This is a genomic window from Halobellus salinus, assembly GCF_014646875.1.
In the GTDB taxonomy this organism is placed as follows: domain Archaea; phylum Halobacteriota; class Halobacteria; order Halobacteriales; family Haloferacaceae; genus Haloquadratum; species Haloquadratum salinum.
The window spans coordinates 109,099-134,327 of record NZ_BMOC01000007.1 but is presented as its reverse complement, the minus strand read 5'-3'; the positions used below and the strand labels follow the sequence as shown (position 1 = coordinate 134,327).

Below are 25,229 nucleotides of genomic sequence, written 5' to 3'. Positions count from 1 at the left end.
AGTAGCGGTTGTAACACATTCGTGAGCTTCTCTCACGAGTCCTACGTCTCGTGCACCGGGTGCACGCCAATCTAAGTCCCGATCCCGCCTGGCTGTCCAGACGTACGACGCCAAATCAGCAACCACTGTTCATACTGCCGGCTATAACTACGTGAAGATTTTCGACACCCCGGGGTGTCGAAATACGTCACGCGACTATAGCCGACAGTATCAGGGGTGGGAGGAAGCCGACACTACCTCCACTATCCACGACCGACACTCTCAGGGGGGTGGGATCCCGATATCGGACGATGACAGACGCCGACGCTCGGGACGACGCCGACGCTCGGGACGACGCCGACGGCGAGGAGGGGCTTTTCGAGCTCACACGTAACAAACTCCTGGTGGCTGCCGTGCTGTTCGTCGGGATCGCGGGGTCGGGACTCGCCCGCCGAGCCCTCGGGGAACTCGGCTACAACGACCTCGGCGCGCTCGTCTACATCCTGGGATACGGCGGGATGGTCGTTGCGATCTGGTACGGGTGGATCCGGCCGATGGACCTCACCGGTCCGGAGTAGCCGTGTGGCCGACACTCCGTGCTGCGTCCGACTGCGGCCCACGGCTTCAACCTCGAACGCTCGTGAAGAACGGAAGTTTAATACTCGGTTCGGGTCGAACTCCCGACTACGCATGCTCCCGCTTCAGATCGTCGACACCTTCCTGCTCAACTACAACGTCGGGCAGGCGTTGCTCCTCGCGTTCGGGCTCACGACGGTGGGGATGCTCCCGCTCAAATCTATGCGTCTCGTCGGCATCAACACCATTGTTTTCGGCCTCGTGTTCGCGCTCACGCCGCAGTCGATCGTCCCGATCCACTACCTGTTTCTCGGGCTCGCGCTCCTGGTCGTGGGGCCGCTGGTGTACACGACTGCGGACGGGTGAGACGGATGGTTGCGGAACGCGGTGTTTAACAGCCGCCGCCGCCAACACCGGGTATGGCACAGCCGCAGGTCCCGAGTGACGGCGGCGAGACGCTCGCGCTGCCGTGTGGCGAGACCAAGTCGGTCCGCAGTCTCGATCTGGGGATGCGGGAGTTCGAGTGTGACTGTGGGGGTCGCCACGCGGTCGTGATGGACGTCCACCCACCCGAACGGTTCGTCCCCGACTTCCTCGTTGACGTCCTCCAGGAAGCGATCGAGACGACCAGCGAAGAGATGCCGGAGTTCGGGACGGCGCATCTCATGGGAATCGTTCTCGAGGAGTTCCCGGAGTCGGTTGTCTCTGCCGACGTGAGCGACGACGGCGAGGTCGGCACGGGGATCGTGTGGGTCTCCGACTTCGACGCCCGCCGGCTCCACGAGATCGTGGTCGAACTCGTGATCGAACTGATGGAACACGCCGTCAGCCACGCCGACGACGACGCGGCGGTCACGGCGTTCGAAGATCGGATGCTGGAGTTCGACGTGGCGGAGTTCGTCGAGGCCTACCGCGCCGAGCGGGACCTCTCGGAGGATGACGTCTACGCGTGAGCCGCGTTCGTCCGACAGAGACCCGGCTGAGACGCCCGCTGTCAGACGCGTGTCACACTGAAACATAAGACCGTTCGGACCGTACCGTAAGACATGCGTTCGGCCCGGACACCCGGGTTCAATCCGGTGGCGCGCGTGCTCGCGGACGCCGACGGCCCACTGACCGCGCGGGAGATCCACAATCGGCTCCGCCGCCACGGTGTCGACGCCTACGACTCCTCGTACCGTGTCGCGACCGTTCTCGGCCGGGTCGCCGAGCGCGGCGGACCGGTCGAAGTGCTCGAGGGGAGCCCCTACCGGTACCGACTCGCGGAGCGACACCCGGACAGACGCCATTGACCCGGCCGGTCCCGACGGGTCGTCTCCAGTGACCCGGTCGAGACACCCCGTACTGCGTTGTGTCCGGCGTCACCGACTCCCGGCGGAGCAGCCGGAGTGGGTCGCTGCCGCCCGTTCGCGTCGAGGGCGCCGGTCGTCACCGGCCAGCTACGAATTTCGAAATGCCGCTTCGCATCTCGTAGTGATTCGTCGGGCTTATTACGATGTGCGAACTCCCTCGGAGTGATGACTGACGAGGACACTACCGACGAGGCGTCCGCGGACCGGACGATACTGCTCATCGGCAGCGGACCCATCCAGATCGGACAGGCGGCCGAGTTCGACTACTCCGGCGCGCAGGCCTGCCGGGCGCTCCAGGAGGAGGGCGCGCGAGTCGTCCTCGTCAACTCGAACCCCGCGACGATCATGACCGACCCGGACATGGCCGACCGGGTCTACATCGAGCCCATCACGCCGGAAGCGATCGCGGAGATTATCCGGAACGAAGACCCCGACGGCGTGATCGCCGGTCTCGGCGGCCAGACCGGGCTGAACGTCACCGCCGAACTCGCAGAACAGGGGATCCTGGCGGAACACGACGTCGAGATCATGGGGACTCCGCTTGATACCATCTACGCCACCGAGGACCGCGACCTGTTCAAACAGCGCATGGAGGCGATCGGCCAGCCGGTTCCGTCCTCGACCACGGTCTCACTCGACGACGGCGAGGCGGTCCAGAGCCTCACCGAGGACGACCTCCGGGATCGCGTCGACGCCGCCGTTGAGGCGGTCGGCGGCCTCCCCGTGATCGCACGGACGACCTACACCCTCGGCGGGTCCGGGTCGGGCGTCGTCCACGACAGAGAGAAACTGTACGGCCGGGTCCGGAAGGGCCTCCGCCTCTCGCGTAACAGCGAGGTGCTCATCACCGAGTCCATTTCGGGGTGGGTGGAACTGGAGTACGAGGTGATGCGTGACGCCGACAACTCCTGTATCATCATCTGTAACATGGAGAACATCGACCCGATGGGAATCCATACGGGAGAATCGATCGTGGTCACGCCCTCGCAGGTCATCCCCGACGAGGGTCACCAAGAGATGCGGAACGCGGCGTTGGAAGTGATCCGCGAACTCGGCATCCAAGGCGGGTGTAACATCCAGTTCGCGTGGCGCGACGACGGCACCCCCGGCGGCGAATACCGCGTGGTCGAGGTCAACCCTCGCGTCTCCCGGTCGTCGGCGCTGGCGTCGAAAGCGACCGGCTACCCGATCGCCCGCGTGACCGCGAAGGTCGCCTTGGGCAAACGGCTCCACGAGATCGAAAACGAGATCACCGGCGAGACCACCGCTGCATTCGAGCCCGCGATCGACTACGTCGTGACCAAGATCCCGCGGTGGCCCAAGGACAAGTTCGACGACGTGGAGTTCACGCTGTCGACGGCCATGAAATCCACCGGTGAGGCGATGGCGATCGGGCGGACCTTCGAGGAGTCGATGCTGAAGGCGATCCGCTCGACCGAGTACGAGCCCGCGACCGACGTCGAGTCGGTCTCCGACGCGGCACTGGAGACGGAGTTGCTCGAGCGGCCCACCCCCGACCGCACGTTCGCCATCTTCGAGGCGTTCGACCGCGGCTACTCGGTAGCCGAGGTTCAGGAGCTGACTGGGATCAAGCAGTGGTACCTCGAACGCTACCAGCGGGTGTCGAAGGCGATGGACGCCGCCCAGGAGGGCGATTTCACCACCGCTGCGACCGCAGGTGTCACCAACGCCGAGATCGCGACCGCGACGGGCGAACCCGTCGGCGACGTCGAAACGCAGGTCCCCGGCCGGACGTACAAGCAGGTCGACACCTGCGCCGGCGAGTTCGCCGCCCAGACGCCGTACTATTACTCGTCGCGGAAACCCGAGTTCTACTCGGGGCCGCTCACGGACGCCGCCGCCGCGGGCGAACTCCGCGTCGATCGCGATGTCGAGAGCGTGGTCGTCGTCGGCGGCGGCCCGATCCGGATCGGTCAGGGCGTCGAGTTCGACTACTGTTCGGTCCATGCGGTGCAGGCACTCCGCGAGATGGGGATCGACGCCCACGTCGTCAACAACAACCCCGAGACGGTCTCGACCGACTACGACACCTCCGACGGGTTGTTTTTCGAGCCCATAACTGCAGAAGAGGTCGCCGACGTCGTCGAAGCAGCCGACGCCGACGGCGTGATGGTTCAGTTCGGGGGCCAGACCTCGGTCAACATCGGCCACCCGCTTGAATCCGAACTCCAGCGCCGCGAGCTCGACTGTGAGATCCTGGGCACCAGCGTCGACGCGATGGACCTCGCGGAGGACCGCAACCGGTTCAACCGCCTGATGGACGACCTCGGGATCGCCCAGCCGGCGGGCGGCTCCGCCACCAGCGAGGCTGAGGCACTCGGCCTCGCGGGCGAGTTGGGCTACCCCGTGTTGGTCCGCCCCTCCTACGTGCTCGGCGGCCGCGCAATGGAAGTGGTCTACTCCGACGACGAACTCAAAGAGTACATTCAGGAGGCGGTCCGGGTCTCACCCGACAAGCCGATCCTCATCGACGAGTTCCTGGCGGACGCCATCGAACTCGACGTTGACGCGGTCTCCGACGGCGATCGGGCGATCATCGGCGGCGTGATGGAGCACGTCGAGACCGCGGGGGTCCACTCCGGGGACTCGGCGTGTATGATCCCGCCGCGGGCGCTCGACACGGAGACGATGCGTCGTGTCCGCGAAGTCACCGAGGACATCGCGACCGCACTCGACACTGTGGGGCTGTTGAACGTTCAGCTGGCGGTCAAGGACGGCGAGGTGTACGTCCTGGAGGCCAACCCCCGCTCCTCGCGGACGGTCCCGTTCGTCTCGAAGGCGACCGGCGTTCCGATCGCCAAACTCGCCGCCCGGGTGATGGCGGGTGAAAGCCTTGACGAGATCGACACCGAAGAACGGATCCCCGAGGACGTGAGCGTAAAGGAGGTCGTGCTGCCGTTCGATCGGCTGTCCGGCTCGGATCCGCGGCTCGGCCCCGAGATGAAGTCCACCGGCGAGGTGATGGGCACGGCCGGCACGTTCGCGAAAGCCTACGACAAGTCCCAGGACGCCATCGGGAAGCCGATCCCCGACTCCGGCACCGCGTGGATCGACCTCTCGGCCGCGGAGTTCCCCGATCCCGACACCGAGGCGGGCCAGGCGCTCCGCGACGGCTACGCTGAGTACTTCGACCTCGCGGCGTTCGACGCCGACGCCGAACTGGTGTCGGCGCTTCGGGAGGGGCGGATCGACGTGGTGGTGTCTCGGGACCGCGACCCGCTGGAGGTCTGCGTCGAGGAAGAGGTCACCTACTTCTCGACGACCGCCTCCGCCGAGGCGGCGCTGGAAGCCCTCGGCGCGACGGACGAACCGATCGACGTTCAGGCCGTCTCCGACCGCCCCCGGACGGTCAAGCGGTGGGGCGCCTCCGACGACTGAGGTTCGCGTTCCCACCTCTGCGACCGTACGTTTATACCGGATCACGGGGCCACACTGCCCGTGATCTGAACGCAGCCCCGCGCCGGGCGGCGGGTGTCCGGCACGTCGGCGCGGGGATGGGGTGTGCCGGCTGTTCGCTATTCGTCTGTCTGAGCCTATGGGCTGATAAAACGAATGTGGATAAGCGGTGGCCGGCGAAGATCCACGGTCGGGCGGGACTGGAACGCGGGGGCTTGCGTCTCCTCGACACCGATCTCCACGGTTCCATTCAAATCACACTCGTCCGCATACGCGTACCATTCAAGTCCGGCGGGTCCCAACACCAGCCGATGAAACTCAAACAGAACATCCGTCACTTCGCGGCGAAGAAGGCGCTGACGATGCCGATCATCGGCGACATCGCGACCGAGAAACTCGTCGACCTCCACGTCCGCGTGTTCGGCGAGAAGGCCGACCCCGACCACCGCGAAGAGCGGGAACCGCACCTCGAGGCGTTCTTCGACTGTACGTTCGACACCTACGTCCGTGCGCTCGAAGCGGGCTTCACCGAGGCCGAGGCCCGCGAGATCACCCATATCCAGGCCAACTTCGAGTTCTACAACCACGGGTGGACTGAGATGATGGAGTTCCCGGTCGACGAACTCGAAGAGCACTACGAGCGCTACGACTCGTTCTTCGAGACGTACACCATCGACATCGCGAACCCGCTGGGTGACTTCCGGACACAAGCGGTCCCCGAGGCGCCGTCAACCCCGGAACTGCTCAACGACCCGGAGCACCCCCACGCCGAGGGCGGCTTCGCCGACGACGTCTACGTCGAGGGCGAGGAGGGCGAACTCCGGGTCGGTGGACGCGAGGAACCCGACGACGTCGACGTCGACGTCGACGCCGCGCCAGGGCTCCAGGACGTCGATCCGAAGACTGAGGGCGACATCGACGAGTCCGAGGCGTAGCGACCGTCGTTACTGCGGGCCGCTGGTCCCAGTTTGCGACGCGATCCGGTCGGCAACCTCGTACCCCGCCACCACACCGCCGTTGAGCGACCGCTCGGGATACTGTGCTTCCGACGCCATCCCGGCGTAGTAGACGCCCTCGCCCACCTCCTCGTCGAGGTGGTACGGCACGACCAGATCCAGGTAACCGCGCTCGTAGATGGGCGCCGCCCGGGGATTGCGGGCGATCCGCACCTCCGAAACCGACTCGCGGTCGAAGTCGGGGAACATCGACTCGATCTCCGAGAGCCACGTCTCACGCACCTCGTCGTCGTCCATCCGCCACAGTTCCTCGTCGCTGTCTTGGACGTACGCCGCGATGTAGAGGAGGTGATCGCCGCCGTAGCGCTCCCGGTCGACGAAGTTGGTGTGTTCGACGAGTGCTCCGAACGGCGCGTCGTGGGCGACGTTCAACCAGTAGGTGTCGAGCAGCGACGCCTCCATCGTGGCGAGGCCGCAGACCGCACCCTGGAAGTCGACCTCACAACCGTAGCCCGTGAGCTGCTCCAACACGTTCGGCATCGCCGCCACGACCGCTGCGTCAACCGCGTGGGTCGCAGCGGCGGACTCGCCGGGGCCGTCGTCCGGACTGCCGCGGTCAACCGTTAGCGACTCTACGTCCCCGTCCGACACGGTGAGGTCGGTGACACGTGCGCCGGTTGTGATGTTCTCCCGGCCGACCGCGTTGACGAGCGCGTCGAGCAGGACGCCGAACCCGCCGTCGAAGTAGCCCAGGATCTCGCCGCGAAGGGGGTCGCGTTCCCCCCGGAACCGAACCCGGCCCAGGAACCACGCCGCGGAGATCTCGTCTTTCCGACTCCCGTACTTCCCGTCGAGTAGAGGATCGACGAAGTTCTCGTAGACGCTCTGTGTGGTGTGTTCCGCCACGAACTCCCGGACGGTGTCGTGTTCGTACGCCGCGAGGTCGTCGTAGGCGTCAACGTCGGGAGTCCCGCCGCGCACGTCGATACCGAGCGTGAGCATCCCGAGACGGAATTTGTCGTACAGGCTCATGTGCGGGTACGCCAGGATCTCCCACGGCGTGTTCAGCGGGTGGGCGACGCCGTCGACGTAGTAGCCGTTGGTGCCGACCCGCCACTCCACGCGGTCGCCCAGTCCGAGGCCCTCCGCGAGTTCAACAATGGTCTCTTCGGACTTCGAGAGGTGGTGATAGAACTTCTCGATGTCGTCACCCGGGGTCTCATAGACCGCCGCGAGACCGCCGATATCCTCGGTGGCCTCGAAGATCTGCACCTCGTGGCCTCGCGTTTGTAACCGGTAGGCGGCCGCGAGTCCCGCGATCCCGCCCCCGACGATGCCGATCATACACCCGCTACTCGACCCCCGGGAAAGTGTGTTCCGTTCGCTACCTTTTTATCCGCGTTGGGCTTCCGAACGGGTATGCAGACGGTCAGGGCGCCCGCCACGAGCGCGAACCTCGGAAGCGGGTTCGATGTCTTTGGCGTCGCCCTCGACCGCCCGATGGACGTGGTCCGCGTTGAGAAGGCCGACCGAACCACGATCGAGATGAGCGGGGTCGGGAGCCAGTACATCCCGGAGGACCCCGACAAGAATGTGGTCGGCGCGGTCGCCGAAGCGCTCGACGCCCCCGCCCGCATTCGGATCGACAAGGGTGTCCGTCCCTCCTCGGGGCTGGGGTCGTCCGCCGCCAGCGCCGCAGCGGCGGCGGTCGGACTGAACGCGCTCTACGACCGCGGGCTCTCCCGGTCGGAACTCGTCCCCGCCGCCGCCGAAGGGGAGGCGGTCGTCTCCGGGACCGCCCACTCCGACAACGTCGCGCCCGCACTCTTGGGCGGGTTTACGATCGCCCGCGACGGGGCAGTCACCGCCGTCGACGCGTCGATCCCGTTGGTCGCGTGTCTCCCGGAGATTGCGGTTTCGACCCGCGACGCCCGCGACGTCGTCCCCGAATCGACGTCGATGGGGGATCTGGTCCACACCGTCGGCTCCGCGGCGACGCTCGCGGTCGGAATGTGTCGCGACGACCCCGGACTCGTTGGGGCCGGGATGGACGAACGCGTCGTGACCCCTGCCCGGGCGGAGTTGATACTCGGCTACGAGTCCGTCCGGGCGGCGGCGCTCGACGCGGGTGCGACGGGGGTCACCGTCTCGGGCGCCGGCCCCGCGGTGATCGCGCCGTGCCGGGAGTCTAACCGCCGCCACGTCGCCGCGGCGATGGTCGACGCCTTCGCGGAGGCCGGCGTCGAATCGCGGGCGTACCAGACGCGCGTGAGTGCTGGCGCGACGCTGTACGACTGACGGCGTTCGACACAGGAGAGAACGAGTCGGTCGAAGAACGGGAAGGCCGGGACCTAGACGCCGCGACCCTGGAGTTTCTCTTCTTCGGGCAGACTCGCGTTGGACTCGCCTTTCATCCCCTCTCCGAGGTTCGAGGCGATCTCCGCGAGAACTTCGGGGTCGTCCCAGTTGTTGACCGCTTCGACGACGGCTCTTCCCATCTCTGGGGGGTTCTCCGCGCCGAAGATCCCGGAACCGACGAAGATGCCGTCGCAGCCGTGGTGCATCATCAGGGCGGCGTCGGCGGGGGTCGCGATCCCGCCAGCCGCGAAGTTCACGACCGGGAGCCGGCCCATCTCGGCGGTTTCGTGGACCAGGTCCGCGGGCGCCTCGTGCTCGCGCGCCCACTTTTCGCGTTCTTCGTGGGTCTTGCCTTCGACTTCGCGGATCGCGCCCTTGATGTTGCGCTGGTGGTGGACTGCCTGGTTCACGTCGCCGGTCCCGGCTTCGCCTTTGGTCCGGATCATCGCTGCGCCCTCGTCGATCCGGCGGAGCGCCTCTTGGAGGTTACGCGCGCCGCAGACGAACGGCGCGGTGAACTCCCGCTTGTCGATGTGGTACCGGTCGTCGGCGGGCGTCAGCACCTCCGACTCGTCGATCATGTCGACGCCGACCGCCTCCAGGATCTGTGCTTCCTTGGTGTGGCCGATCCGGGACTTCCCCATCGCGGGGATCGACACCGACTTGACGATGTTCTTTACTTCCGCCGGATCCGGCATGCGCGCGACACCGCCGCGCTTCCGGATGTCTGCGGGGACGGCTTCGAGCGCCATCACCGCGACCGCGCCGGCTTCCTCGGCGATTCGTGCCTGCTCGGCGTCAACGACGTCCATGATCACGCCGCCCTTCTGCATCTGTGCGAACCCCCGCTTGACGAGTTCGGTTCCGCGGCGGAGTTCGGACAGATCAGTCTCCTCGGACATACCCGTACGTAACGGTCGGACGTACTTAAGGCACCCGCGGGGCAGCCGCCAGGTCGGCGAACCGGCACCCATTTGCGCCCGGAATACAAGCGCCCGGTATGGCTTCGCCGCCCGCATCATCCTCGGGGTTACGACGACTCCTGTCCGGCGATGGGTTGCCGGAGTCGGAGGGATTGCCGCGGTGGATCGCGCCGCTGCCCACGTGGCTCGAAAACGTTGGACTCCGGCTGGCGTGGGTGGTCGTCGCGATCAACCTGCTCGGCACCGCCTTCGGCTTCTGGTACTACGGCTTCCATCCGCTTCCGCTCTCGGATCCGCTCATCACCTGGCAGTTCGCGACCGAACCCGTGGTGATGTGGCCGTTCGTCCCCGACAGTCCGATGGCGACGCTGTTTATCGCCCTGGCGTTCGCGAGTTGGAAACTCGGCCGCCCCAACGAGTACCTCGCGGCGCTTGCGTTCTTCGGCTGCTGGAAGCTGGGGCTGTGGACACCCTACGTCCTCACGGTCTTCGCCGACGCGTTCCTCTCGACCACGTGGGGCCCGCTGTACGCGTTCCTGTTCGTGAGCCACCTCGCGATGGTGGTTGAGGCGTTCGTGTTGCATCGGGTCTTCGAGTTTCCCACCCGCGCCGTCGCGGTCGCGCTCGCGTGGTACGGGTTCAACGACATCGTCGACTACTTTGTGCCCATCGTCGGCGACCCACACCACACCGCGTTCCCGCTCGCCGACAGCGCGGTTGTCGCCGGAACAACAGCGTTGCAACTCGCGGCCGCGGGCGCGGTCACCCTCACATTCCTCGCGACGTTCTTCGCGTTCGCGACACGGGTCGAAAAGGAGAAGCTTCGGATCGCGTAGCGACGCCCGCGCTTCTCGTGGCGAGGCTACGCTTTTCAGCGTCTCGCGCGTCTTGTGATACTGTCGGCTATCGTCGCGTGACGTATTTCGACACCCCGGGGTGTCGAAAATCTTCACGTAGTTATAGCCGACAGTATGAGGTATGAACGAGTACTTCGACGCCGTCGCGGATCTGCCACTGGTGGTCGAGTCGGTCGAGTGGGAGCGCCGCGACCGCGACACCTCGAGCGGGTTCGTCCGGACGACGACCACGTTCCACCTCTCCGGTACTGGACACACCGGCCGCGGCGAGGACGTCACCTACGACACCGAGGACCACGACGCCCTCGCCGGCGCAACGTTCGACCTCGCGGGCGAGTACACGGTCGCGTCGTTTTCGGCCCGCCTCGACGACACCGACCTGTTCCCGACGAAGCCGCCCGAGCGTGAGACGGGCCGGGCGTACCGCCGGTGGGCGGTCGAATCCGCCGCGCTCGACCTGGCGCTCCGCCAGAACGGCCTGTCGCTTGCCGAGGCGGTTGGTCGCGACCCCGATCCCGTCCGGTTCGTCGCGTCGATGCGGTTGGGTGAGCCGCCGACGACGGAGCGGCTCGACGCCGTTCTTGACGCCTATCCGGACACGGAGTTCAAACTCGACCCCACACCGGCGTGGGACGACGACCTGATCGACGCGGTCGCGGCGACCGACGCGGTCCGGATCCTCGATCTGAAAGGGCTCTACGAGGGCACCCGGGTCGACTTCGATCCCGACCCGGAGCTCTACGACCGGCTCCTCTCGGCGTTCCCGGGCGCGGTCGTGGAGGACCCCGGACTCACGCCGGAGACGCGACCCCGCTTCGACGGCGAGGAAGCGCGGGTCTCGTGGGACTACCCGATCACGGGCGTCGCGTCGGTTGAGGACCTGCCGTTCGAGCCCGCGTGGCTGAACGTCAAGCCCTCGCGGTTCGGCACAGTGGAGTCGCTGTTCGAGACAGTCGAGTGGGCCGAAGCGCGCGGGGTCGCCCTCTACGGCGGCGGCCAGTTCGAGTTGGGTGTCGGCCGCGACCACATCCAACTGCTGGCGTCGCTGTTCTACCCCCAGGGCCCGAACGACGTCGCGCCCGGCGGCTACAACGACCCCGACGTGCCCACGGACCTGGCGACCAGCCCGCTCGCGGCACCGACGAACACCACCGGGTTGGCGTGGGAGTGACCCGGACCGCCCCACCGGGTGGTCGGACATCCTCGAATGGCAAAACCCAAACATCGCTCGCCCGTAGGAACGACCGATGAGTGAGTCATCAGACACCGACACGGGGCCGAAGCTATCCGTCGCCGTTGTCGATCAGACACACGCGAACGAGATTCCCGATAACATCGACTCGGACCTGTATACGACCACACGACCCGAATCGTCGCTAGTCGAGTTCACGGCCGACCCCGACGGCGACCTGGCGGAGGCACTCAGGCGGAACGGGTTCGACGCCTGAGGTCCGTCCGCGGCTTTGGCCGTGTGAGGTCCCTGACAACGATCCGTCCTACTCTTCGAGCCTCTCCTCGAACATAAATGTCCCGTCCCGCTGGACGACCTCGCCGTCGACCTCGATGACCGAGTCCTCGCTCATATCGACGATCATGTCCACGTGCTCTGCGCTCTCGTTCGTCTCGTTCTCGTCGCCGACGGTCGCGGGGTACGCCGACCCGACGGCCATGTGCACCGTATCGCCCATCTTTTCGTCGAAGAGCATGTTATACGAGAACTGATCGATCGCGCGGTTCATCCCGATCCCGAGTTCGCCGAGGTACCGCGCGCCCTCGTCGGTCTCGAAGATGCCATCGAGAACGTCCTCGTTCCGCCCGGCGCTGTAGGAGTCGACCCGGCCGTCCTCGAACCGGACGCGGACGTCCTCGATCTCCCGACCCTGGCGGTACAGCGGCATGTCGAAGAAGACCTCTCCCTCGACCGACTCCTTGACGGGCGCGGTGAACACCTCGCCGCCGGGAAGGTTCTTCTCGCCGTAGTCGTTGAGTGTGGTGTTGCCCGCGATCCGCATCCGCACGTCGGTCTCCTCGCCCGACCGGATCCGGACCTCGTCGGCGTTGTCCAGGATCTCGACCATCCGCGCCTGGTGTTTCCGCTGTTCGTCCCAGTCGAGGCCCACAGCGTCCCACACGAAGTTCTCGTAGCCCTCCGTGCTCATTCCCGCGAGTTGGGCGTTGCCGGAGGTGGGGTACTGTGTGAGACACCACGTCTTCGAGAGCCGTTCTTCGAGAACGGGTTTCATAGCCCGACGGTAGGCGGCGTTGACCTCGGGGTCGATATCGGCGGTCTCGGTGGCGTTGACGTCGCCACGAACCGCAATATAGGCGTCCATCGCCTCGTACATCGCGAGCAGGTGTTCGGGCGTCTCGAAGTCGCCGTCGTGGTGCCGGAGGAACGCCCGGTTCGCGCGGGAGTCGCTGTGTAGTGAGACCGGATGGGCGCCGCGGTCGGCGCACTCCTCGTGGAGCGCGACCACGAGATCAGACGCCGCAGCGGGGGCGCTGATCACGACCTGATCGCCCGACCCGATGTCGGCGGAGTGGTCGACGACCGTCTGTGCGTGTTCGCGGACGCGTGGGTCCATACGTTCCCCTACGGCGGCCGAAGCAAACCCCTTTCGACGGCTACTCCCCTGGGTCCCACCCGCGCTCGCCGGCCCGAACCGCGACGTCGAGCCAGTTCTCCTCGGGCGGGAGCGGACACGAGAACGTGTCGCTGAACGCGCAGAAGGGGGTGTACGCCAGGTTGCAATCCAGCGTGACGACGTCGCCGTCGCCGTCGCCGAGGTCGCCCTCGGGGTGGAGTTCGAGGTAGCGCCCCCCGCGGTAGGACTCCTGCCCCGTGGTCTTGTCGCGGAACGGGACGAACACGGCTTCCTCGTCGTCCTCGGGCCGCTGCTTGTAGCCGTGGAGTTCGACGGCCTCGCCGCCGAGGTCGAAGCCGAACGTCACGACCCGGACGTACCGGACCTCGTTGCCGGCGGTGGTCTCTATGGGCACCGGGTCGGGGTCGTCGTGGACGGTGACCGACGCCTCAACCCGGTAGTCGAGAGCGGGATCGAAGTAGTCCAGCCCCGAGAACGCCTCGCGGTGTTCCGGCGGGATCGGCGACTGCGGGTGGTCGGAGAAAAAGTCGTCTTTTTCCTCGCGGTTCGCGCGGAGGTCGGCGACGTACCCGTCGACTGTGTCGTCCGGTGTGTCTGCCATACTCGGCGTAGACCGTCCGTCCCGTAACGTCTAACGGTCCGCGTGGAGCGACTCGACAGGCCTCGAGTGAGCGCCCGACGGAGGGCGGTTCGACGGCCGGACGGCCCAGACTCCCCCGACCGGGTCACGCGGCGCCGTTGTCCGCGCGGTAGCCGTGCCCGACCACGAGCGCGACGACGTTCACCGCGAGCAGCGCGCCGAGAACGACGGGTTCGCTCCCTCCGAGTCCCCCCACGAGAAGCGGGAGCGAGAGGAACGGCAGCGCGACCGCCATCCAGAAGGCCACGAACCGGATCGGCGCAGTGAGGTACGCAACCGGTGTCGACAGCCCAGCGGGCGGCGATTCGATCGCTTCACGGACCCGGCGGACGCGTTCGGAGCCGAACGGCGGGTGGGAACTCGACATCTACCCGGACACACGGCTCGGGGGATCATATAGCCGCCAGAGCGTTGGCGCGTTTTCACCCGATTTCAGGACCGCACACCGACTCGATCGACATTTTATGCGTCGATTAGCGCCGCGAAAAACGTTTATACTCTGATCTGGATCGTTCTCACGAGCTCAAGTGTCGAGAAGACGACGCGAAACACGGACCCCGCGATGGTGGCGGGCAGCGGCTCCGTCCGATTTCGACGGCCACGCACGCCGGCCGGGACCGACGCTCCGCCTCGCTGCCGCTGTGTGCTGCCTGAGCCGTCCGTGTGACTCTCTCGCACGCCCTTACCGGCGTCTCCCAGCGGCTTTTAGTGTGCAGGCGACAACCGCCGACTATGACTGACGACGACCTTCCGACGCGGTCGGTCGACAGTAACCTGTTCATCACCGTCTCGGGACCCCCGGGGTGCGGTGCCACCACGGTGTGTGAAGGGTTGTCGACGGCGCTCGACTGCGGCTACGTCTCCGGCGGCGACATCTTCCGGGAGCTGGCCGACGACCGGGGGATGTCGCTGTCGCAACTCATCGCGAAGACAGACGAGACCGACGAGATCGACCGCGCGTTGGACCGCCGCCTCCGGACGATCGCCGAGAAGTGGGGCGCGTCGAACAAGCCGTTCGTTCTCGAATCCCGGCTCGCGGGGTGGCTCGCGGGCAACCGCGCGGACCTCCGGGTCTGGTTGGACGCCCCCGACGAGGTCCGCGTCGAGCGGACAGCGGACAGAGAAGAGATGGAGGCCGAGATGCGCGTCCGGGAGGTTAGCGAGGCCGGCCGGTACCGCTCGTACTACGGCATCGACGTCGACGACCGCTCCTTCTACGACCTGGCGATCAACACCGCGCGGTGGAGCCCCGAGTCGACCCTGGAGATGATCCTTTCGGCGGTCGAGGAGTACGACCCCGAGGTCGATGAGGGTGCGTTCCACACGGACGACATTGAGGTGTGACCGGACCGGTAGCGGTCGTTTCGCCAGGGTCGCCGCCAACTCCCGCCACGCACCGGACTCGGACCCTGTCTTCTCCGCCGTACGTGTGCCCACGCGGAACGACTCGGGCGAGTCTCTCCGCCGCAACGTCCCGTCCTCCCGTCCGGTGCAGCACCACCTGCTGCGGCAAATAATAACTATAGGAAATATATACAGGATATAATATGCGCTACAGTAAGTATTATTGTGCCAGTGACGTACGGTCGACGTGTGAGCGCACCAACCCGCAGCCACGACAGGATTCTCACGACCCACGTTGGAAGCCTGCCCCGGCCGGAGTCGTTGCTCGAGCGTTTCCAACGCGACGACGGGACAGCCGACGCCCTCGACGGGGCGATCCAGGAAGCCACCGAATCCGTCGTTGCCAGACAGGACGAGATCGGCATCGACATCGCGACCGGCGGCGAGCAGGGTCGCCCGTCGTTCGTGACGTACGTCGTCGACCGGCTGTCCGGATTCGAGGGCGAGGTCCCCGCGATCCAGTGGGCCGACTTGGAGGAGTTCCCGACGTACGCAGAACAGGTGCCGACGTTCGGCGAGTGGTCCGATCCGGACGCGACCATCCCCGCCGCGACGGGACCGATCGAGTACCGTGGTGAGGCGGCCGCCCGGACCGAATGCGCCCGCCTCGACAACGCGATAGACGCCGTCGACGCCGACTTCAAAGGGACGTTCGTGACCGCTGCCGCGCCCGGGACGGTCTCGTCGTACCTCGGTAACGAGTACTACGGGAGTCACGAAGCGTTGACTGACGCGGTCGCCGAGGCGCTCCGGACGGAGTACGAACTCGTCGCGGAGACCGGGGCGACACTACAGATCGACGCCCCCGACCTGCTCGGGGGTCGACACCTGAAGTTCAAACATCGGACCGACGAGGAGTTCGTCGAGGTCGTCGAGACGCACGTCGCGGCGCTCAACCGGGCCCTCGAGAACGTCCCGCGCGAGCAGGTCCGCATCCACACGTGCTGGGGGAACTACGAGGGCCCGCACCACCACGACATCGCGTTGGAGAAAGTGCTACCCCACCTGACGGAGGCTGACGTCGGCGGGTTCCTGCTGGAACAGGCGAACCCGTGTCACCAACACGATCACGTCACCCTCGCGGAGGCGGACCTCCCCGACGACTGGGTGTTCGTTCCGGGCGTGATCGACGTGAACATCAACTACGTCGAACCACCGGCGGTGATCGCCGACCGGATCGAGACCTTCGCCGACGCGGTCGGTGACCCGACGCGGGTCGTCGCCGGTGCGGACTGTGGACTGGGGACGTTCGCGGGCTTCGGCGCACTCCACCCCGAGATCGCCTGGAGGAAACTCGAGTCGCTGGTCGACGGGGCGGAACTGGCCTCCGAACGGCTGTTCTGACCTCCGGAGGGGGACTACGATCGCGACACCAGTCGCCGGAGCCGCGGGATCTCCGACCGGATCGCTCGCCGCTTCACCAACACGAATCCGGCGAAGATGACGACGAATCCGATCGCGGTGTTGGTCGTCGGCACCTCGGCGAGCACGACCCACCCCGCGATCGCCGCGGAGATCGGCGCGACGTACGAGACCAAGTTGATTTGGATCGGTCCCAACCGGTCCAGGAGGTCGAAGTAGACGAGGAACCCGAGCGCGCTCGCGACGACCGAGAGGTACCCCAGCGCCGCGACCGCTTCAACGGTCCACGCTACGTCCGCGACTGACTCCCCTAACCCGAGACTTATGCCGTGCATGATCAGGGCGCCGCCGACCATCGCCCACGCCTCCATCGTCTCGACCGGGAGCTCGGCTTCGATCCGGCGGGTCAGAACCGACCCGAGCGCGAACGCGGCGGCCGCGCCGAAGACCAGGAGCTTCGCCACGGCACCGCCGGCGAGCAGGTTATCCGGATCGGGGTTCGACAGGACGACAACCCCGACCAGCCCCAAGAGCAGCCCCGCGAGCCCGACAAGGGTCAGCCGCTCGTCGGACAGAAACACCCGAGCGAACCCCGTCGTCAGTACGGGACTGAGACTGACGATCACCGCGGCCGCCGCGGAGGTGACAGCGGGGTCGGTCTCGCCGATGAAAAGCAGGGTGTGATAGCCCGCGATGATCAGTGTGGCCCCGACCGCGACGAGACCCCACTGTCCACGCGTCCGTGGGATCGGGGTGTCGGTGGCGTAGAACGCGTACCCCAGCATCAACACTCCCGCGATGTCGTACCGGAACGCCGCGAAGAGCACCGGCGGGATGTCGGCCAACCCCGCCTTGATGGCCATGAACGCCGAACCCCACGCGGTTGCGAGCAGTAGGAACAACAGGAGGTTTCGGTACCGGCTCACACCCGGAGTGGGTCGCCCCGCCGGCCTGAACGTTTCGTTCGTGGGCCGGCGGTTTTTTGCCGTCCGACTGATCTTCTCGATCCGATGGAGGAGTTCACCGCCCGACCCCCGACCGACGACGAGCGCGACCGGATCGAAACCGCGCACAACGACTACTACGCGTTCGGCGACCGGTTCTCGACTGACGGGTTCCCCGTGACCGTCATTGAGGGGTACGAGACGGGCGACGCCTCCTACGCGGGCCGGCTCGCGATCGTCGTCGACGGCGGTGCGAACGCGACCACCTACGGGTTCGACGACGACGGGGCGTTCCTGATAAGCGACGCGCTCAACGAACGACGGGGCGAGGAGCCGTTCTGATCGGCCGGGGTCACCGGGTCGGCGAAACGCCGCGGCGCCGACGCGCTACGCCCCGCCCGCCCGGCGCTCGTCGCGGAGCGCCCGGAGCACGTCCTGGCGGGCGACGATCCCGACGAGTTCGTCGCCGTCGACCACCGGCACCCGGTTGATGTCGCGCTCCTCGTCGGCGAGCAGGTTCAGCAGGCCGTCGAGCGACGCCTCGCGGTCGACGGTCACGAGGTCCGTGGTCATCACCGACCGAACCGGTTTGTTGGTGTTGCGCAGGAGGTCGATCCCCAGGTCGAGATCGTCCCACGACACGTCGACGGCGTAGGTGAGCGTCTCCAGAAACGGCGGAAACCCGACCGGGATCCAGAGCGTCCGGTCCTCGGTCTCGAACAGGCCGACGAGGTCGCGTTGGGTCACGATCCCGACGAGGGCGCCGTCGTCGATAACCGGAACCCCGTTGAACTCCGCACGGGCGAGTCGGCCGAGCACCTCGCCGATGTCGTCGTCGGGCGCGACGGTGTCGACGTCGGTCGTCATCAAATCGGCCGCAATCAAGGATGAAGCGGGGGCCATACCGGGCTGTTCGTCGGCTCGCTGCCTAAGCGTGTCGACAGTGAGGTCCGATCCACCGCGGGACATCTTTATCAACCGCCGCTCGCAAGCGAGTGTATGGCCGCTCACGGCCGGTCGACGCTCCGTGACCTGTTCGACGACGCGCCGACACCACACATCGCGCACCCGCCGCGAACCCACCACCGCCACTTCTACGTCGCGACCGATGGCTCTTACCGGCGGAGTGGCGGCGGGCTCGGCGCCGTGATCGAAACCCGGGACGGCAGCCGGGTCGCCCGCGTGTCCGTCCCCGACGCCGCCCCCGACAACAACGTCGCGGAGTATCGCGCGCTCCACCTCGGCCTCGACGTGCTCGCTGCCCGGACCCCGGACCACGCCCGGATCGGCGTGCTCGTCGACCACGACGAACTCGCGGCCGCGGTCAACGCCGAAGTCCTGGCCGGCGGCGGCGACGCCGACTGGCGCCCGACGGGGCGTGGCCGGGTGCCGCCGGGTGGGGAGTCTCACTGGCGGGGGATCCGCGCCCGGATCGCGGGCTTCGGAGAGCTCAGAGCCGCCCGGATCGACGGGCGGGAGAACCCCGCCCACCCGCTGGCGAACGCCCCGGAAGACTACACCCACGTGAACCGTCGCGCCGACCGGTGTGTGGTTCCCGGATCGACCGGCCCGGGAGGCCGGGCCCCCGCGGAGGAACGTGATCCGCAGTACCCGCCGCCGTCGCGGCTGGCTGGGGAGGCCGACGACTGATCGCCGGGTCCCGTCCCGAACTTACCCTTGGGCGTCGACGACGGCGACGCCCGCGAGGTTGACGATGTCTTTCACCTCGTCGCCGCGCTGGAGCACGTGGACGGGTTTGTCCATGCCCACCAGCATCGGCCCGATGGCCTCCGCGCCGCCGAGCCGCTGGAGCAGTTTGTACCCGATGTTCCCCGACTCGAGGTTGGGGAACACGAGCACGTTCGCGGGCTCGTCGAGCTGTGAGAACTCGTAGGTGCCGGTGAGTATCTCCTCGACCACCGCGGTGTCGGCCTGCATCTCGCCGTCAACCGGGAAGTCCACCGCGTCGTCGGCGTGGAGTTCCGAGACCGCCTCGCGGATCTTCCGGGTGTCGGCGTTCTCGACGCTCCCGAAGTTCGAGTACGACAGCATCGCCGCCCGCGGCTCGACGTTGAACCGCCGGGCGAGCTCGCCGGTGTGGCGGGTGATCTCCGCCAACACTCCGGAGTCGGGGTCGAGGTTCACGGTGGTGTCGGCCGCGAAGATCACCCGGTTTTTGAACGTGAGCATGTACACGCCGGCGGCGTAGTTGGCGTCGGGCGCCGTGCCGATGATCTCCAACGGCGGCCGGAGCGCCGAGGGGTAGTGGTGGGTCAGCCCGGTGAGCATGGCGTCGGCGTCGCCGCGCTCGACCATGACGCTCGCGAAGGCGTTGGAGTTCCCGCGGATCATGTCGTGGGCCTCTCGCTTCGTGATCCCCTTGCGTTGGCGGAGTTCGTAGAGGTGGTCGGCGTAGTGGTCCCACTCGCCGTTGGCGGGGTGGACGATCTCGGGGTCGAACTCGAGCCCGAACTCCGCCGCGGTCTCGGCGATCTCGTCGGGGTCGCCCACCAACACGGGTTCGGCGATCCCCTGTTCCTGCATCTGGTAGGCCGCGCGGATCATCTTCTCGTCGCCGCCCTCCGCCAACGCGACCCGCTTGGGGTCGGATTTCGCCTTGTTGAGGACGACCCGCATCATCTCCCTCGATTTCCCGAGCCGCGCCTCCAGCCGCTCCTCGTAGGCCTGGAGGTCGACCTCGGTCCGGGCACACCCGGCGTCCATGGCGGCTTCGGCGACCGCGGGCGCGACCTCGAAGAGGACCCGCGGATCCAGCGGCTTCGGGATGACGTAGTCGGGGCCGTACTGCAGCGGCTGGTCGCCGTAGGCTTTCACCACCGCGTCGGGGACGTCCTGCCGGGCCAGCTCCGCGAGCGCCTCCGCGGCCGCCCGCTTCATATCCTCGTTGATCTCGGTCGCGCGCACGTCGAGCGCCCCGCGGAAGATGAACGGGAACCCCAGCACGTTGTTGACCTGGTTGGGGTAGTCCGACCGCCCGGTCGCCGTGATCACGGTGTCGTCGCGGGCGGCCTTCGCGTCCTCGTAGCCGATCTCGGGGTCGGGGTTCGCCATGGCGAAGACGATGGGGTTGTCCGCCATCGACGCCACCATGTCCCGCGAGACGATCCCGCCGACCGACAGCCCCACAAACACGTCGGCGTCCACCATCGCCCCTTCGAGGGTGTCCGCGCCGATGTCCGACGCGAACTGGGACTTGTACTCGTTGAGCCCCTCGCGGTCGGTGCCGATGACGCCGGAGGAGTCACACATCACGATGTTCTCCTCGGGAACGCCGAGCGAGGTGTAGAACCGCGCGGTCGCGATCGCCGACGCCCCGGCCCCGGAGAACACCACATCGAGCTCGTCAAGCGACTTCCCGGCCACGTCGACGGCGTTCAGGAGCGCCGCCCCGGTGATGATCGCGGTCCCGTGCTGGTCGTCGTGGAACACGGGCACGTCCATCGCCTCCCGCAACCGGTCTTCGACCTCGAAACACTCCGGGGCTTTGATATCCTCGAGGTTGATGCCGCCGAACGTCGGCTCCATCGCCCGCACCGCGGTCACGAGCTCGTCGGGGTCGTCGAGGTCGAGTTCGATGTCGAAGACGTCGATGTCGGCGAACCGCTTGAACAGCACGCCCTTTCCCTCCATGACGGGCTTTGACGCCTGCGCCCCGATGTCGCCCAGCCCCAGAACGGCGCTCCCGTTCGAGACCACGCCCACGAGGTTGCCCTTCGCGGTGTACTCGTACCCCCGCGAGGGGTCGGCGTCGATGTCGCGGCACGGCGCCGCGACGCCCGGGGAGTACGCCAGGGAGAGGTCCCGTTGGGTGTTGGTGGGCTTCGTGGTGGATATCTCGATCTTTCCGGGCGGTTCCTCCCGGTGGTAGTCTCTGGCGTCGTCGTCGAGTCCCATACCCCCGGCGACAACCCCGGCATAAAAAAAGGTGCCTGTCGAAGCCTAGTTCGACGGATGACGAACCCAGTACCGGGCGCCGCCCCCACCCCTACTCCCCGCCCAACCGCCGGACCGCGTGGCGTTCGATCGTGACCTCCCCCCGGCGCGACGACACCGTCCGGGTGGGCCACTCACCGGTTCGTGTCAGGACCTCAAGCCCATCACCAGTGACGAGCACGGTATCCTCTGATTTCGCGCCTCGAACCGTGGGGTTGTACGCGTACGCCATCGGGGTATCGACCCGCTCGTCGCCGTCGGGCGTCGCGACCCACTCCCGGCCGGCGAAGCCCGCCGCGCCGCCCTGGTGGTGGCTCCGCCACTCGCCGGGCTCTCCGAGGTGGTCGTAGGCGTCGGCGATCGCGTCGAAGACGTCCCCGGCGTCACCGTTCCCGTCGTCGCTCCCGGAGTCGTTGGCGCTCCCGCCGCTCCCGCCGCTTGCGCGCACCGTCGCCGCCAGCGCGGTCGCCTCCACCCGCATCGCTTTGTGGTGCCGGTCGTCGAGCCACTCGGGGGCGTTGTCGAACGCGACCGTCCGGGTCGCGCTGGCGTAGCGTCCACCGCGCTCGGCCGTCACCGACAGCAACGCGTACCCCCCGAGTTCCGCCCGCGACGGGGTGTAGTGGCGGTACGACTGCGCCCGTTCGGCACCCCCCACCAACACCACCGGCGCCTCGATTCCCCGTGCCGACAGCGCGACTCGGAGCCCCGAAGCGACCTCGCTCTCGGTGTCGTCGGGTTGGAGTTCGACCGCGACCCGTTCCAGCGCCGTCGCGACGTCCCGGCCGAGCGCCCGATACCGCTCGATGTCCCCCGCGGACAGCGGGCGACGGAGCCGGCTCGCGTCCAGGGAGTCGAGCCCCGGTACGTCGAAGTCGGCCGCGCCGTCGCCGGGCGTCGCGTCGGCGACCGCGGATGAAAGCGACGACTCGTACCACGGCGTCGACTCGACTTCGAACGCCGCGGGCACCTCCTCGTCGGCGAGGCGGTCGGCCTCGATGTTGGTCGTGACGACCACGAACCCCTTCTCCCGGTGGTAGCCCGCGGCCGCCACGCCGACGTCGGCGTCGCGGTCGACCACGTTGCTGCCGCCGGTGAGCCACGCGAAGGAGTTGGGTTTTCCGAACCAGACCGCATCGAGCCCCTCCCGGTCGAGAAACGCCGACAGCCGTTCCCGGCGGTGAGAGAGTTGCGACCCGTTGGTGTCACTGTCCCCGCCCCCCTCGGCCGGTGTTGCTCCCCCGCGTTCCTCGGATCCCCCCGGCGGCGTTCCGTCGGTCATACCCCACACTCTCGGTACCGACACTTGATTCCCATCACTCCCGCCCCGCCGAACCGCGCCGCGCTCCCGGAGTTTTCGCCACTGCACCGCCGGGTCGACGATGGCCGAAACCGCACAGTAATCCGTAAGTGCCTCCGCCCCCGACTTACAGGTATGGATACGCGTCTCCGCCGGCTCGTGGGTGTCTCAGCCGCGCTCACAGGCGTTCTGATGGTCCTCGGGGTGTACACCGCGGCGACGGGTTCGGGGCTGACCTGCGCGGGGCGGTGGCCCCTCTGCGACGGCTTCCTCGGGTTGTTCCCCGCGAACTGGAGCAGCTTCATCGAGTGGTTCCACCGATTCGTCGCGATGGTCACCGGATTCGTGATCCTCGGCACCACGATCACGGCGTGGCGCGACGGCGCCGACCGCCGGGTTCGGGCGGCGCTCGCGGCGGCGACGATACTGCTTCCCTCCCAGATCGTTCTGGGGGCGCTCACGGTCACCACCTACCAGTGGGCGGTGTTGCTCGCGCATTTCGGCACTGCGTCGATCATCTTCACCGGCGTGGCGCTCGCCGCGGCGTGGACATACGGCACCGACAACGCCGACACTGGGCGGGTTCGGATCGCCCTGACGGCGGCGGGCGGCCTGCTCCCGGTGCTTGTGGTGTTAGCGCCGCACACGTTCGTGTCATTCGGCCCGACCGTCCAGGCCGCGTACTACCTCGCCGGGTTGGTGACGTACGCCGCCCTGTTGACCGCGGCGGTCTGGTCGCCGGGGGCCGGCGGTCACTCCGCCCGCCGCATCCGGTACCTCGCCGCCACCGCCGCGGTGATGGTGGTATCGCTGCTGGTCGCGGGCCGGCTGGTGTACGGCGGGACCCTCCAGTACGTCTCGGTGGGCGGTGCTGCGGCCGCGCTCGGACTCGTCGTCACGGCGCGATACCTCCTCCGGGACGCCGGCGGTCCCGAAGTTCACGGCGTCCCGACCGACGACTGACCGCAGCGTCGCTCCGACGGCGCGGCGCCCGACCGAGGCGGGCCGTTGTCGAATCCCGGATGTCGCACACCCAGGTCGGCGAGGACCGGGACCCGACACCGGCGGTTCGTGTCACTCTACGGGGCGACGATAGTACATTTTGCCTTCGACGAGGCGCCGGGCGGTACGGCCGACGCGGACGCGCTCGACCGCGAGGTCCCCGTCGCGGGTCGCCGTCTCGACGCCGATCGTGATGGTCCCTTTCGGGTGACCGATCGTCACGTCGACCGGCTTCGTGTTCCTCTCGGCGTTGCGAGCGACCGCCGCCGGTAGGGTTCCGTCGATCCGGGTCGCGGCGGCCAGACACATCGCGCCGGTGGTCGCATAGGAGTGGTGCGGCGTCCCCGTGGTCACGATCCTGGCCGTGACGTCGATCCCGTCGGCGTCGACCCGCCCGCCGGAGACGCGGTCGTAGGACTGCGGCGCCGACACCACCGCGATCTGCGGCACCGCCGCCCGTTCGTCGGCGGCATCGCGTCTGTCGTCGACGAGTCCGAGGCGTTCACACGCCGCGCCGCGGAGCAGTTCCAGCCGCGAGAGCAGATCCGGACCGGCCAATTCGTCGGGGTGTTCGGTCCCGTCCAGCCCCAGGTCGCGCGCCCGGAGGAACACGTTCGGGTTCGCGGCGTCGACGATCGAGACGGTGTAGTCGTCGCTGTCGACCCGCAGGGTATCGGTTCGGTTTCCAGTCGGGAGCAGTCGGCCGGTGACGGCGCCGCCCGGATCCCGGAAGTACGAGTCGATACAGGCGCCCGTTCCGGGGATGCCGTCGACCCGGTAGTTGCCGCAGACCGCGGGCCTCCCACCGGCAATCGGGATCTCCTGGTCGACGTCGGTGTCCGTGTTCGTGTTGTAGAGACGCAGTTCCGTGGACGGCTCCGCCGCGTCGACGAGCCCCGACAGGATCGCAAACACCCCCACCCCGCTTGTCAGGTTCCCGCAGTTGCCCGACCAGTCCACGACTTCGGTGTCGACGCCGACCTGGCCGAACGTGTAGTCGACGTCGGCGTCGGAGCGATCGGACGCCTCGACGATCATCACCTTGCTGGTGTGGGAGTTGCCCCCGCCGATGCCGTCGATCTGGAGCGGATCGGGCGTCCCAAACAGTTCGATCAGGAGCGCGTCCCGCCGGTCGCCCGCCGGCGGTAGCTGGTCGGGCGTCACGTACAGCCCACGGCTGGTGCCGCCGCGGAGGACCGTCCCCTTGATCGACCCCTGTCCGGCCGGTTCGGTCATGGCCGCGGATTCAGCCCGCGCCGACGTAGGTGTTGGGTCGGGACTGGGGGTAGTGTTTAGTTAGGAGTAATATCGGTGGGAACACCAGGGAGACGGCCTCGGAAGCCCCCACGGTCTCGACCCGGGGGCTTCGTTGTGCTCCTCGGCCTACGGCCTGCGGTGCTTACGTCGGCCGCCTTCACCAGAACGCTCCGCGTTCTGGTTGGCTGACGAGAGCTGTGCGCTCGTCACCGTCGTCGAGACCGCGGCCCCTTCCAGTCCCGCCCGAGGGCGGTTCTTCGGTTGGTATCCGCTTACGGAGAATCGAGGAGAAAGCCCCGTGCTTTAGCGCTGTCTCTTACCCACAAATCGAGTCGGTGCTAG

General features: G+C 67.5%; 25 protein-coding genes. 15 read left to right on the top strand and 10 right to left on the bottom strand.

What is annotated here, in order from left to right; genetic code table 11:
* Window positions 1-290 precede the first annotated feature (290 nt).
* The 6 genes from IEX72_RS07515 to IEX72_RS07490 all read left to right on the top strand — a co-directional run bounded on the left by IEX72_RS07515 (window position 291) and on the right by IEX72_RS07490 (window position 6,259).
* Window positions 291-557: a hypothetical protein gene (locus IEX72_RS07515; protein WP_188786775.1), complete on the top strand. Its 267-nt coding sequence runs from the start codon at window positions 291-293 to the stop codon at window positions 555-557.
* Between the two features lie 112 nt (window positions 558-669).
* Window positions 670-921 carry a hypothetical protein gene (locus IEX72_RS07510; protein WP_188786755.1) on the top strand — a complete coding sequence of 84 codons (252 nt, stop codon included), beginning with the start codon at window positions 670-672 and terminating at the stop codon, window positions 919-921.
* Between the two features lie 53 nt (window positions 922-974).
* Window positions 975-1,508, top strand: coding sequence for a DUF5815 family protein (locus tag IEX72_RS07505; protein WP_188786754.1), 534 nt, complete (start codon window positions 975-977; stop codon window positions 1,506-1,508).
* A gap of 93 nt (window positions 1,509-1,601) precedes the next feature.
* Window positions 1,602-1,847: a hypothetical protein gene (locus IEX72_RS07500; protein ID WP_188786753.1), complete on the top strand. Its 246-nt coding sequence runs from the start codon at window positions 1,602-1,604 to the stop codon at window positions 1,845-1,847.
* A 225-nt stretch (window positions 1,848-2,072) separates the two neighbouring features.
* The gene (carB, locus tag IEX72_RS07495; protein ID WP_188786752.1) at window positions 2,073-5,306 is read left to right on the top strand and encodes a carbamoyl-phosphate synthase large subunit; all 3,234 of its coding nucleotides are present in this window, start codon (window positions 2,073-2,075) and stop codon (window positions 5,304-5,306) included.
* A 329-nt stretch (window positions 5,307-5,635) separates the two neighbouring features.
* Complete coding sequence (locus IEX72_RS07490) at window positions 5,636-6,259, top strand: DUF6149 family protein (protein ID WP_188786751.1); 624 nt, start codon at window positions 5,636-5,638, stop codon at window positions 6,257-6,259.
* Between the two features lie 9 nt (window positions 6,260-6,268).
* Here IEX72_RS07490 and IEX72_RS07485 read toward each other — a convergent pair whose 3' ends face one another.
* Window positions 6,269-7,624, bottom strand: coding sequence for an NAD(P)/FAD-dependent oxidoreductase (locus tag IEX72_RS07485; protein WP_188786750.1), 1,356 nt, complete (start codon window positions 7,622-7,624; stop codon window positions 6,269-6,271).
* A 75-nt stretch (window positions 7,625-7,699) separates the two neighbouring features.
* Here IEX72_RS07485 and IEX72_RS07480 point away from each other — a divergent pair, with 75 nt between their 5' ends.
* On the top strand, window positions 7,700-8,578 hold the full coding sequence (locus IEX72_RS07480) for a homoserine kinase (protein WP_188786749.1): 879 nt from the start codon (window positions 7,700-7,702) through the stop codon (window positions 8,576-8,578).
* A gap of 53 nt (window positions 8,579-8,631) precedes the next feature.
* Here the strand turns inward: IEX72_RS07480 and pdxS are convergent, their stop codons facing one another.
* Window positions 8,632-9,540: a pyridoxal 5'-phosphate synthase lyase subunit PdxS gene (pdxS, locus tag IEX72_RS07475; protein WP_188786748.1), complete on the bottom strand. Its 909-nt coding sequence runs from the start codon at window positions 9,538-9,540 to the stop codon at window positions 8,632-8,634.
* A gap of 98 nt (window positions 9,541-9,638) precedes the next feature.
* On the opposite strand from pdxS, the gene IEX72_RS07470 reads away from it, so the two are divergent.
* The 3 genes from IEX72_RS07470 (at window position 9,639) to IEX72_RS07460 (ending at window position 11,866) form a co-directional block, all read left to right on the top strand.
* Window positions 9,639-10,397: a DUF1405 domain-containing protein gene (locus IEX72_RS07470; protein WP_188786747.1), complete on the top strand. Its 759-nt coding sequence runs from the start codon at window positions 9,639-9,641 to the stop codon at window positions 10,395-10,397.
* A 142-nt stretch (window positions 10,398-10,539) separates the two neighbouring features.
* Window positions 10,540-11,589, top strand: a complete 1,050-nt coding sequence (locus IEX72_RS07465; protein WP_188786746.1) for a hypothetical protein — start codon at window positions 10,540-10,542, stop codon at window positions 11,587-11,589.
* A gap of 76 nt (window positions 11,590-11,665) precedes the next feature.
* The gene (locus IEX72_RS07460) at window positions 11,666-11,866 is read left to right on the top strand and encodes a hypothetical protein (protein WP_188786745.1); all 201 of its coding nucleotides are present in this window, start codon (window positions 11,666-11,668) and stop codon (window positions 11,864-11,866) included.
* Between the two features lie 48 nt (window positions 11,867-11,914).
* Here the strand turns inward: IEX72_RS07460 and IEX72_RS07455 are convergent, their stop codons facing one another.
* From IEX72_RS07455 to IEX72_RS07445, 3 genes are all read right to left on the bottom strand, one after another.
* The gene (locus IEX72_RS07455) at window positions 11,915-13,003 is read right to left on the bottom strand and encodes an aminopeptidase (protein ID WP_188786744.1); all 1,089 of its coding nucleotides are present in this window, start codon (window positions 13,001-13,003) and stop codon (window positions 11,915-11,917) included.
* Between the two features lie 40 nt (window positions 13,004-13,043).
* On the bottom strand, window positions 13,044-13,625 hold the full coding sequence (locus IEX72_RS07450) for a DUF1684 domain-containing protein (RefSeq protein WP_188786743.1): 582 nt from the start codon (window positions 13,623-13,625) through the stop codon (window positions 13,044-13,046).
* A 124-nt stretch (window positions 13,626-13,749) separates the two neighbouring features.
* Entirely contained in the window at window positions 13,750-14,031 is a 282-nt protein-coding gene (locus IEX72_RS07445) for a hypothetical protein (protein WP_188786742.1), read from the bottom strand.
* A 365-nt stretch (window positions 14,032-14,396) separates the two neighbouring features.
* On the opposite strand from IEX72_RS07445, the gene cmk reads away from it, so the two are divergent.
* Together cmk and IEX72_RS07435 are read left to right on the top strand one after the other, a co-directional pair.
* Window positions 14,397-15,008: a (d)CMP kinase gene (gene cmk / locus IEX72_RS07440; protein WP_188786741.1), complete on the top strand. Its 612-nt coding sequence runs from the start codon at window positions 14,397-14,399 to the stop codon at window positions 15,006-15,008.
* Window positions 15,009-15,257: 249 nt separating this feature from the next.
* On the top strand, window positions 15,258-16,412 hold the full coding sequence (locus IEX72_RS07435) for a cobalamin-independent methionine synthase II family protein (RefSeq protein WP_188786740.1): 1,155 nt from the start codon (window positions 15,258-15,260) through the stop codon (window positions 16,410-16,412).
* A 14-nt stretch (window positions 16,413-16,426) separates the two neighbouring features.
* Here the strand turns inward: IEX72_RS07435 and IEX72_RS07430 are convergent, their stop codons facing one another.
* A complete protein-coding gene (locus IEX72_RS07430) occupies window positions 16,427-17,356 on the bottom strand; it encodes a DMT family transporter (protein WP_188786739.1) in 930 nt (309 codons plus the stop codon).
* 84 nt (window positions 17,357-17,440) lie between these two features.
* Here IEX72_RS07430 and IEX72_RS07425 point away from each other — a divergent pair, with 84 nt between their 5' ends.
* Entirely contained in the window at window positions 17,441-17,716 is a 276-nt protein-coding gene (locus IEX72_RS07425; protein ID WP_188786738.1) for a hypothetical protein, read from the top strand.
* A gap of 45 nt (window positions 17,717-17,761) precedes the next feature.
* On the opposite strand, the gene IEX72_RS07420 is transcribed toward IEX72_RS07425, so the two are convergent.
* Complete coding sequence (locus IEX72_RS07420; protein WP_188786737.1) at window positions 17,762-18,277, bottom strand: CBS domain-containing protein; 516 nt, start codon at window positions 18,275-18,277, stop codon at window positions 17,762-17,764.
* Window positions 18,278-18,373: 96 nt separating this feature from the next.
* Between IEX72_RS07420 and IEX72_RS07415 the strand changes: the two genes are divergently transcribed.
* A complete protein-coding gene (locus IEX72_RS07415; RefSeq protein ID WP_188786736.1) occupies window positions 18,374-19,024 on the top strand; it encodes a ribonuclease H family protein in 651 nt (216 codons plus the stop codon).
* A gap of 21 nt (window positions 19,025-19,045) precedes the next feature.
* On the opposite strand, the gene IEX72_RS07410 is transcribed toward IEX72_RS07415, so the two are convergent.
* Window positions 19,046-21,289, bottom strand: a complete 2,244-nt coding sequence (locus IEX72_RS07410; RefSeq protein WP_188786735.1) for an NADP-dependent malic enzyme — start codon at window positions 21,287-21,289, stop codon at window positions 19,046-19,048.
* Window positions 21,290-21,380: 91 nt separating this feature from the next.
* Window positions 21,381-22,610, bottom strand: coding sequence for a M24 family metallopeptidase (locus IEX72_RS07405; protein WP_229663777.1), 1,230 nt, complete (start codon window positions 22,608-22,610; stop codon window positions 21,381-21,383).
* 153 nt (window positions 22,611-22,763) lie between these two features.
* Here IEX72_RS07405 and IEX72_RS07400 point away from each other — a divergent pair, with 153 nt between their 5' ends.
* Window positions 22,764-23,591, top strand: a complete 828-nt coding sequence (locus IEX72_RS07400; RefSeq protein ID WP_188786734.1) for a COX15/CtaA family protein — start codon at window positions 22,764-22,766, stop codon at window positions 23,589-23,591.
* 111 nt (window positions 23,592-23,702) lie between these two features.
* Here the strand turns inward: IEX72_RS07400 and IEX72_RS07395 are convergent, their stop codons facing one another.
* Window positions 23,703-24,866, bottom strand: a complete 1,164-nt coding sequence (locus IEX72_RS07395) for a 2-methylaconitate cis-trans isomerase PrpF family protein (RefSeq protein ID WP_188786733.1) — start codon at window positions 24,864-24,866, stop codon at window positions 23,703-23,705.
* Window positions 24,867-25,229: the final 363 nt, after the last annotated feature.

What these genes read in the sequence shown, in the direction of transcription:
- IEX72_RS07515 (WP_188786775.1), top strand. Translation starts at nt 291, where the DNA reads ATGACAGACGCCGACGCTCGGGACGACGCCGACGCTCGGGACGACGCC.
- IEX72_RS07510 (WP_188786755.1), top strand. Translation starts at nt 670, where the DNA reads ATGCTCCCGCTTCAGATCGTCGACACCTTCCTGCTCAACTACAACGTC.
- IEX72_RS07505 (WP_188786754.1), top strand. Translation starts at nt 975, where the DNA reads ATGGCACAGCCGCAGGTCCCGAGTGACGGCGGCGAGACGCTCGCGCTG.
- IEX72_RS07500 (WP_188786753.1), top strand. Translation starts at nt 1,602, where the DNA reads ATGCGTTCGGCCCGGACACCCGGGTTCAATCCGGTGGCGCGCGTGCTC.
- carB (WP_188786752.1), top strand. Translation starts at nt 2,073, where the DNA reads ATGACTGACGAGGACACTACCGACGAGGCGTCCGCGGACCGGACGATA.
- IEX72_RS07490 (WP_188786751.1), top strand. Translation starts at nt 5,636, where the DNA reads ATGAAACTCAAACAGAACATCCGTCACTTCGCGGCGAAGAAGGCGCTG.
- IEX72_RS07485 (WP_188786750.1), bottom strand. Translation starts at nt 7,624, where the DNA reads ATGATCGGCATCGTCGGGGGCGGGATCGCGGGACTCGCGGCCGCCTAC.
- IEX72_RS07480 (WP_188786749.1), top strand. Translation starts at nt 7,700, where the DNA reads ATGCAGACGGTCAGGGCGCCCGCCACGAGCGCGAACCTCGGAAGCGGG.
- pdxS (WP_188786748.1), bottom strand. Translation starts at nt 9,540, where the DNA reads ATGTCCGAGGAGACTGATCTGTCCGAACTCCGCCGCGGAACCGAACTC.
- IEX72_RS07470 (WP_188786747.1), top strand. Translation starts at nt 9,639, where the DNA reads ATGGCTTCGCCGCCCGCATCATCCTCGGGGTTACGACGACTCCTGTCC.
- IEX72_RS07465 (WP_188786746.1), top strand. Translation starts at nt 10,540, where the DNA reads ATGAACGAGTACTTCGACGCCGTCGCGGATCTGCCACTGGTGGTCGAG.
- IEX72_RS07460 (WP_188786745.1), top strand. Translation starts at nt 11,666, where the DNA reads ATGAGTGAGTCATCAGACACCGACACGGGGCCGAAGCTATCCGTCGCC.
- IEX72_RS07455 (WP_188786744.1), bottom strand. Translation starts at nt 13,003, where the DNA reads ATGGACCCACGCGTCCGCGAACACGCACAGACGGTCGTCGACCACTCC.
- IEX72_RS07450 (WP_188786743.1), bottom strand. Translation starts at nt 13,625, where the DNA reads ATGGCAGACACACCGGACGACACAGTCGACGGGTACGTCGCCGACCTC.
- IEX72_RS07445 (WP_188786742.1), bottom strand. Translation starts at nt 14,031, where the DNA reads ATGTCGAGTTCCCACCCGCCGTTCGGCTCCGAACGCGTCCGCCGGGTC.
- cmk (WP_188786741.1), top strand. Translation starts at nt 14,397, where the DNA reads ATGACTGACGACGACCTTCCGACGCGGTCGGTCGACAGTAACCTGTTC.
- IEX72_RS07425 (WP_188786738.1), top strand. Translation starts at nt 17,441, where the DNA reads ATGGAGGAGTTCACCGCCCGACCCCCGACCGACGACGAGCGCGACCGG.
- IEX72_RS07420 (WP_188786737.1), bottom strand. Translation starts at nt 18,277, where the DNA reads ATGGCCCCCGCTTCATCCTTGATTGCGGCCGATTTGATGACGACCGAC.
- IEX72_RS07415 (WP_188786736.1), top strand. Translation starts at nt 18,374, where the DNA reads ATGGCCGCTCACGGCCGGTCGACGCTCCGTGACCTGTTCGACGACGCG.
- IEX72_RS07410 (WP_188786735.1), bottom strand. Translation starts at nt 21,289, where the DNA reads ATGGGACTCGACGACGACGCCAGAGACTACCACCGGGAGGAACCGCCC.
- IEX72_RS07405 (WP_229663777.1), bottom strand. Translation starts at nt 22,610, where the DNA reads ATGACCGACGGAACGCCGCCGGGGGGATCCGAGGAACGCGGGGGAGCA.
- IEX72_RS07400 (WP_188786734.1), top strand. Translation starts at nt 22,764, where the DNA reads ATGGATACGCGTCTCCGCCGGCTCGTGGGTGTCTCAGCCGCGCTCACA.
- IEX72_RS07395 (WP_188786733.1), bottom strand. Translation starts at nt 24,866, where the DNA reads ATGACCGAACCGGCCGGACAGGGGTCGATCAAGGGGACGGTCCTCCGC.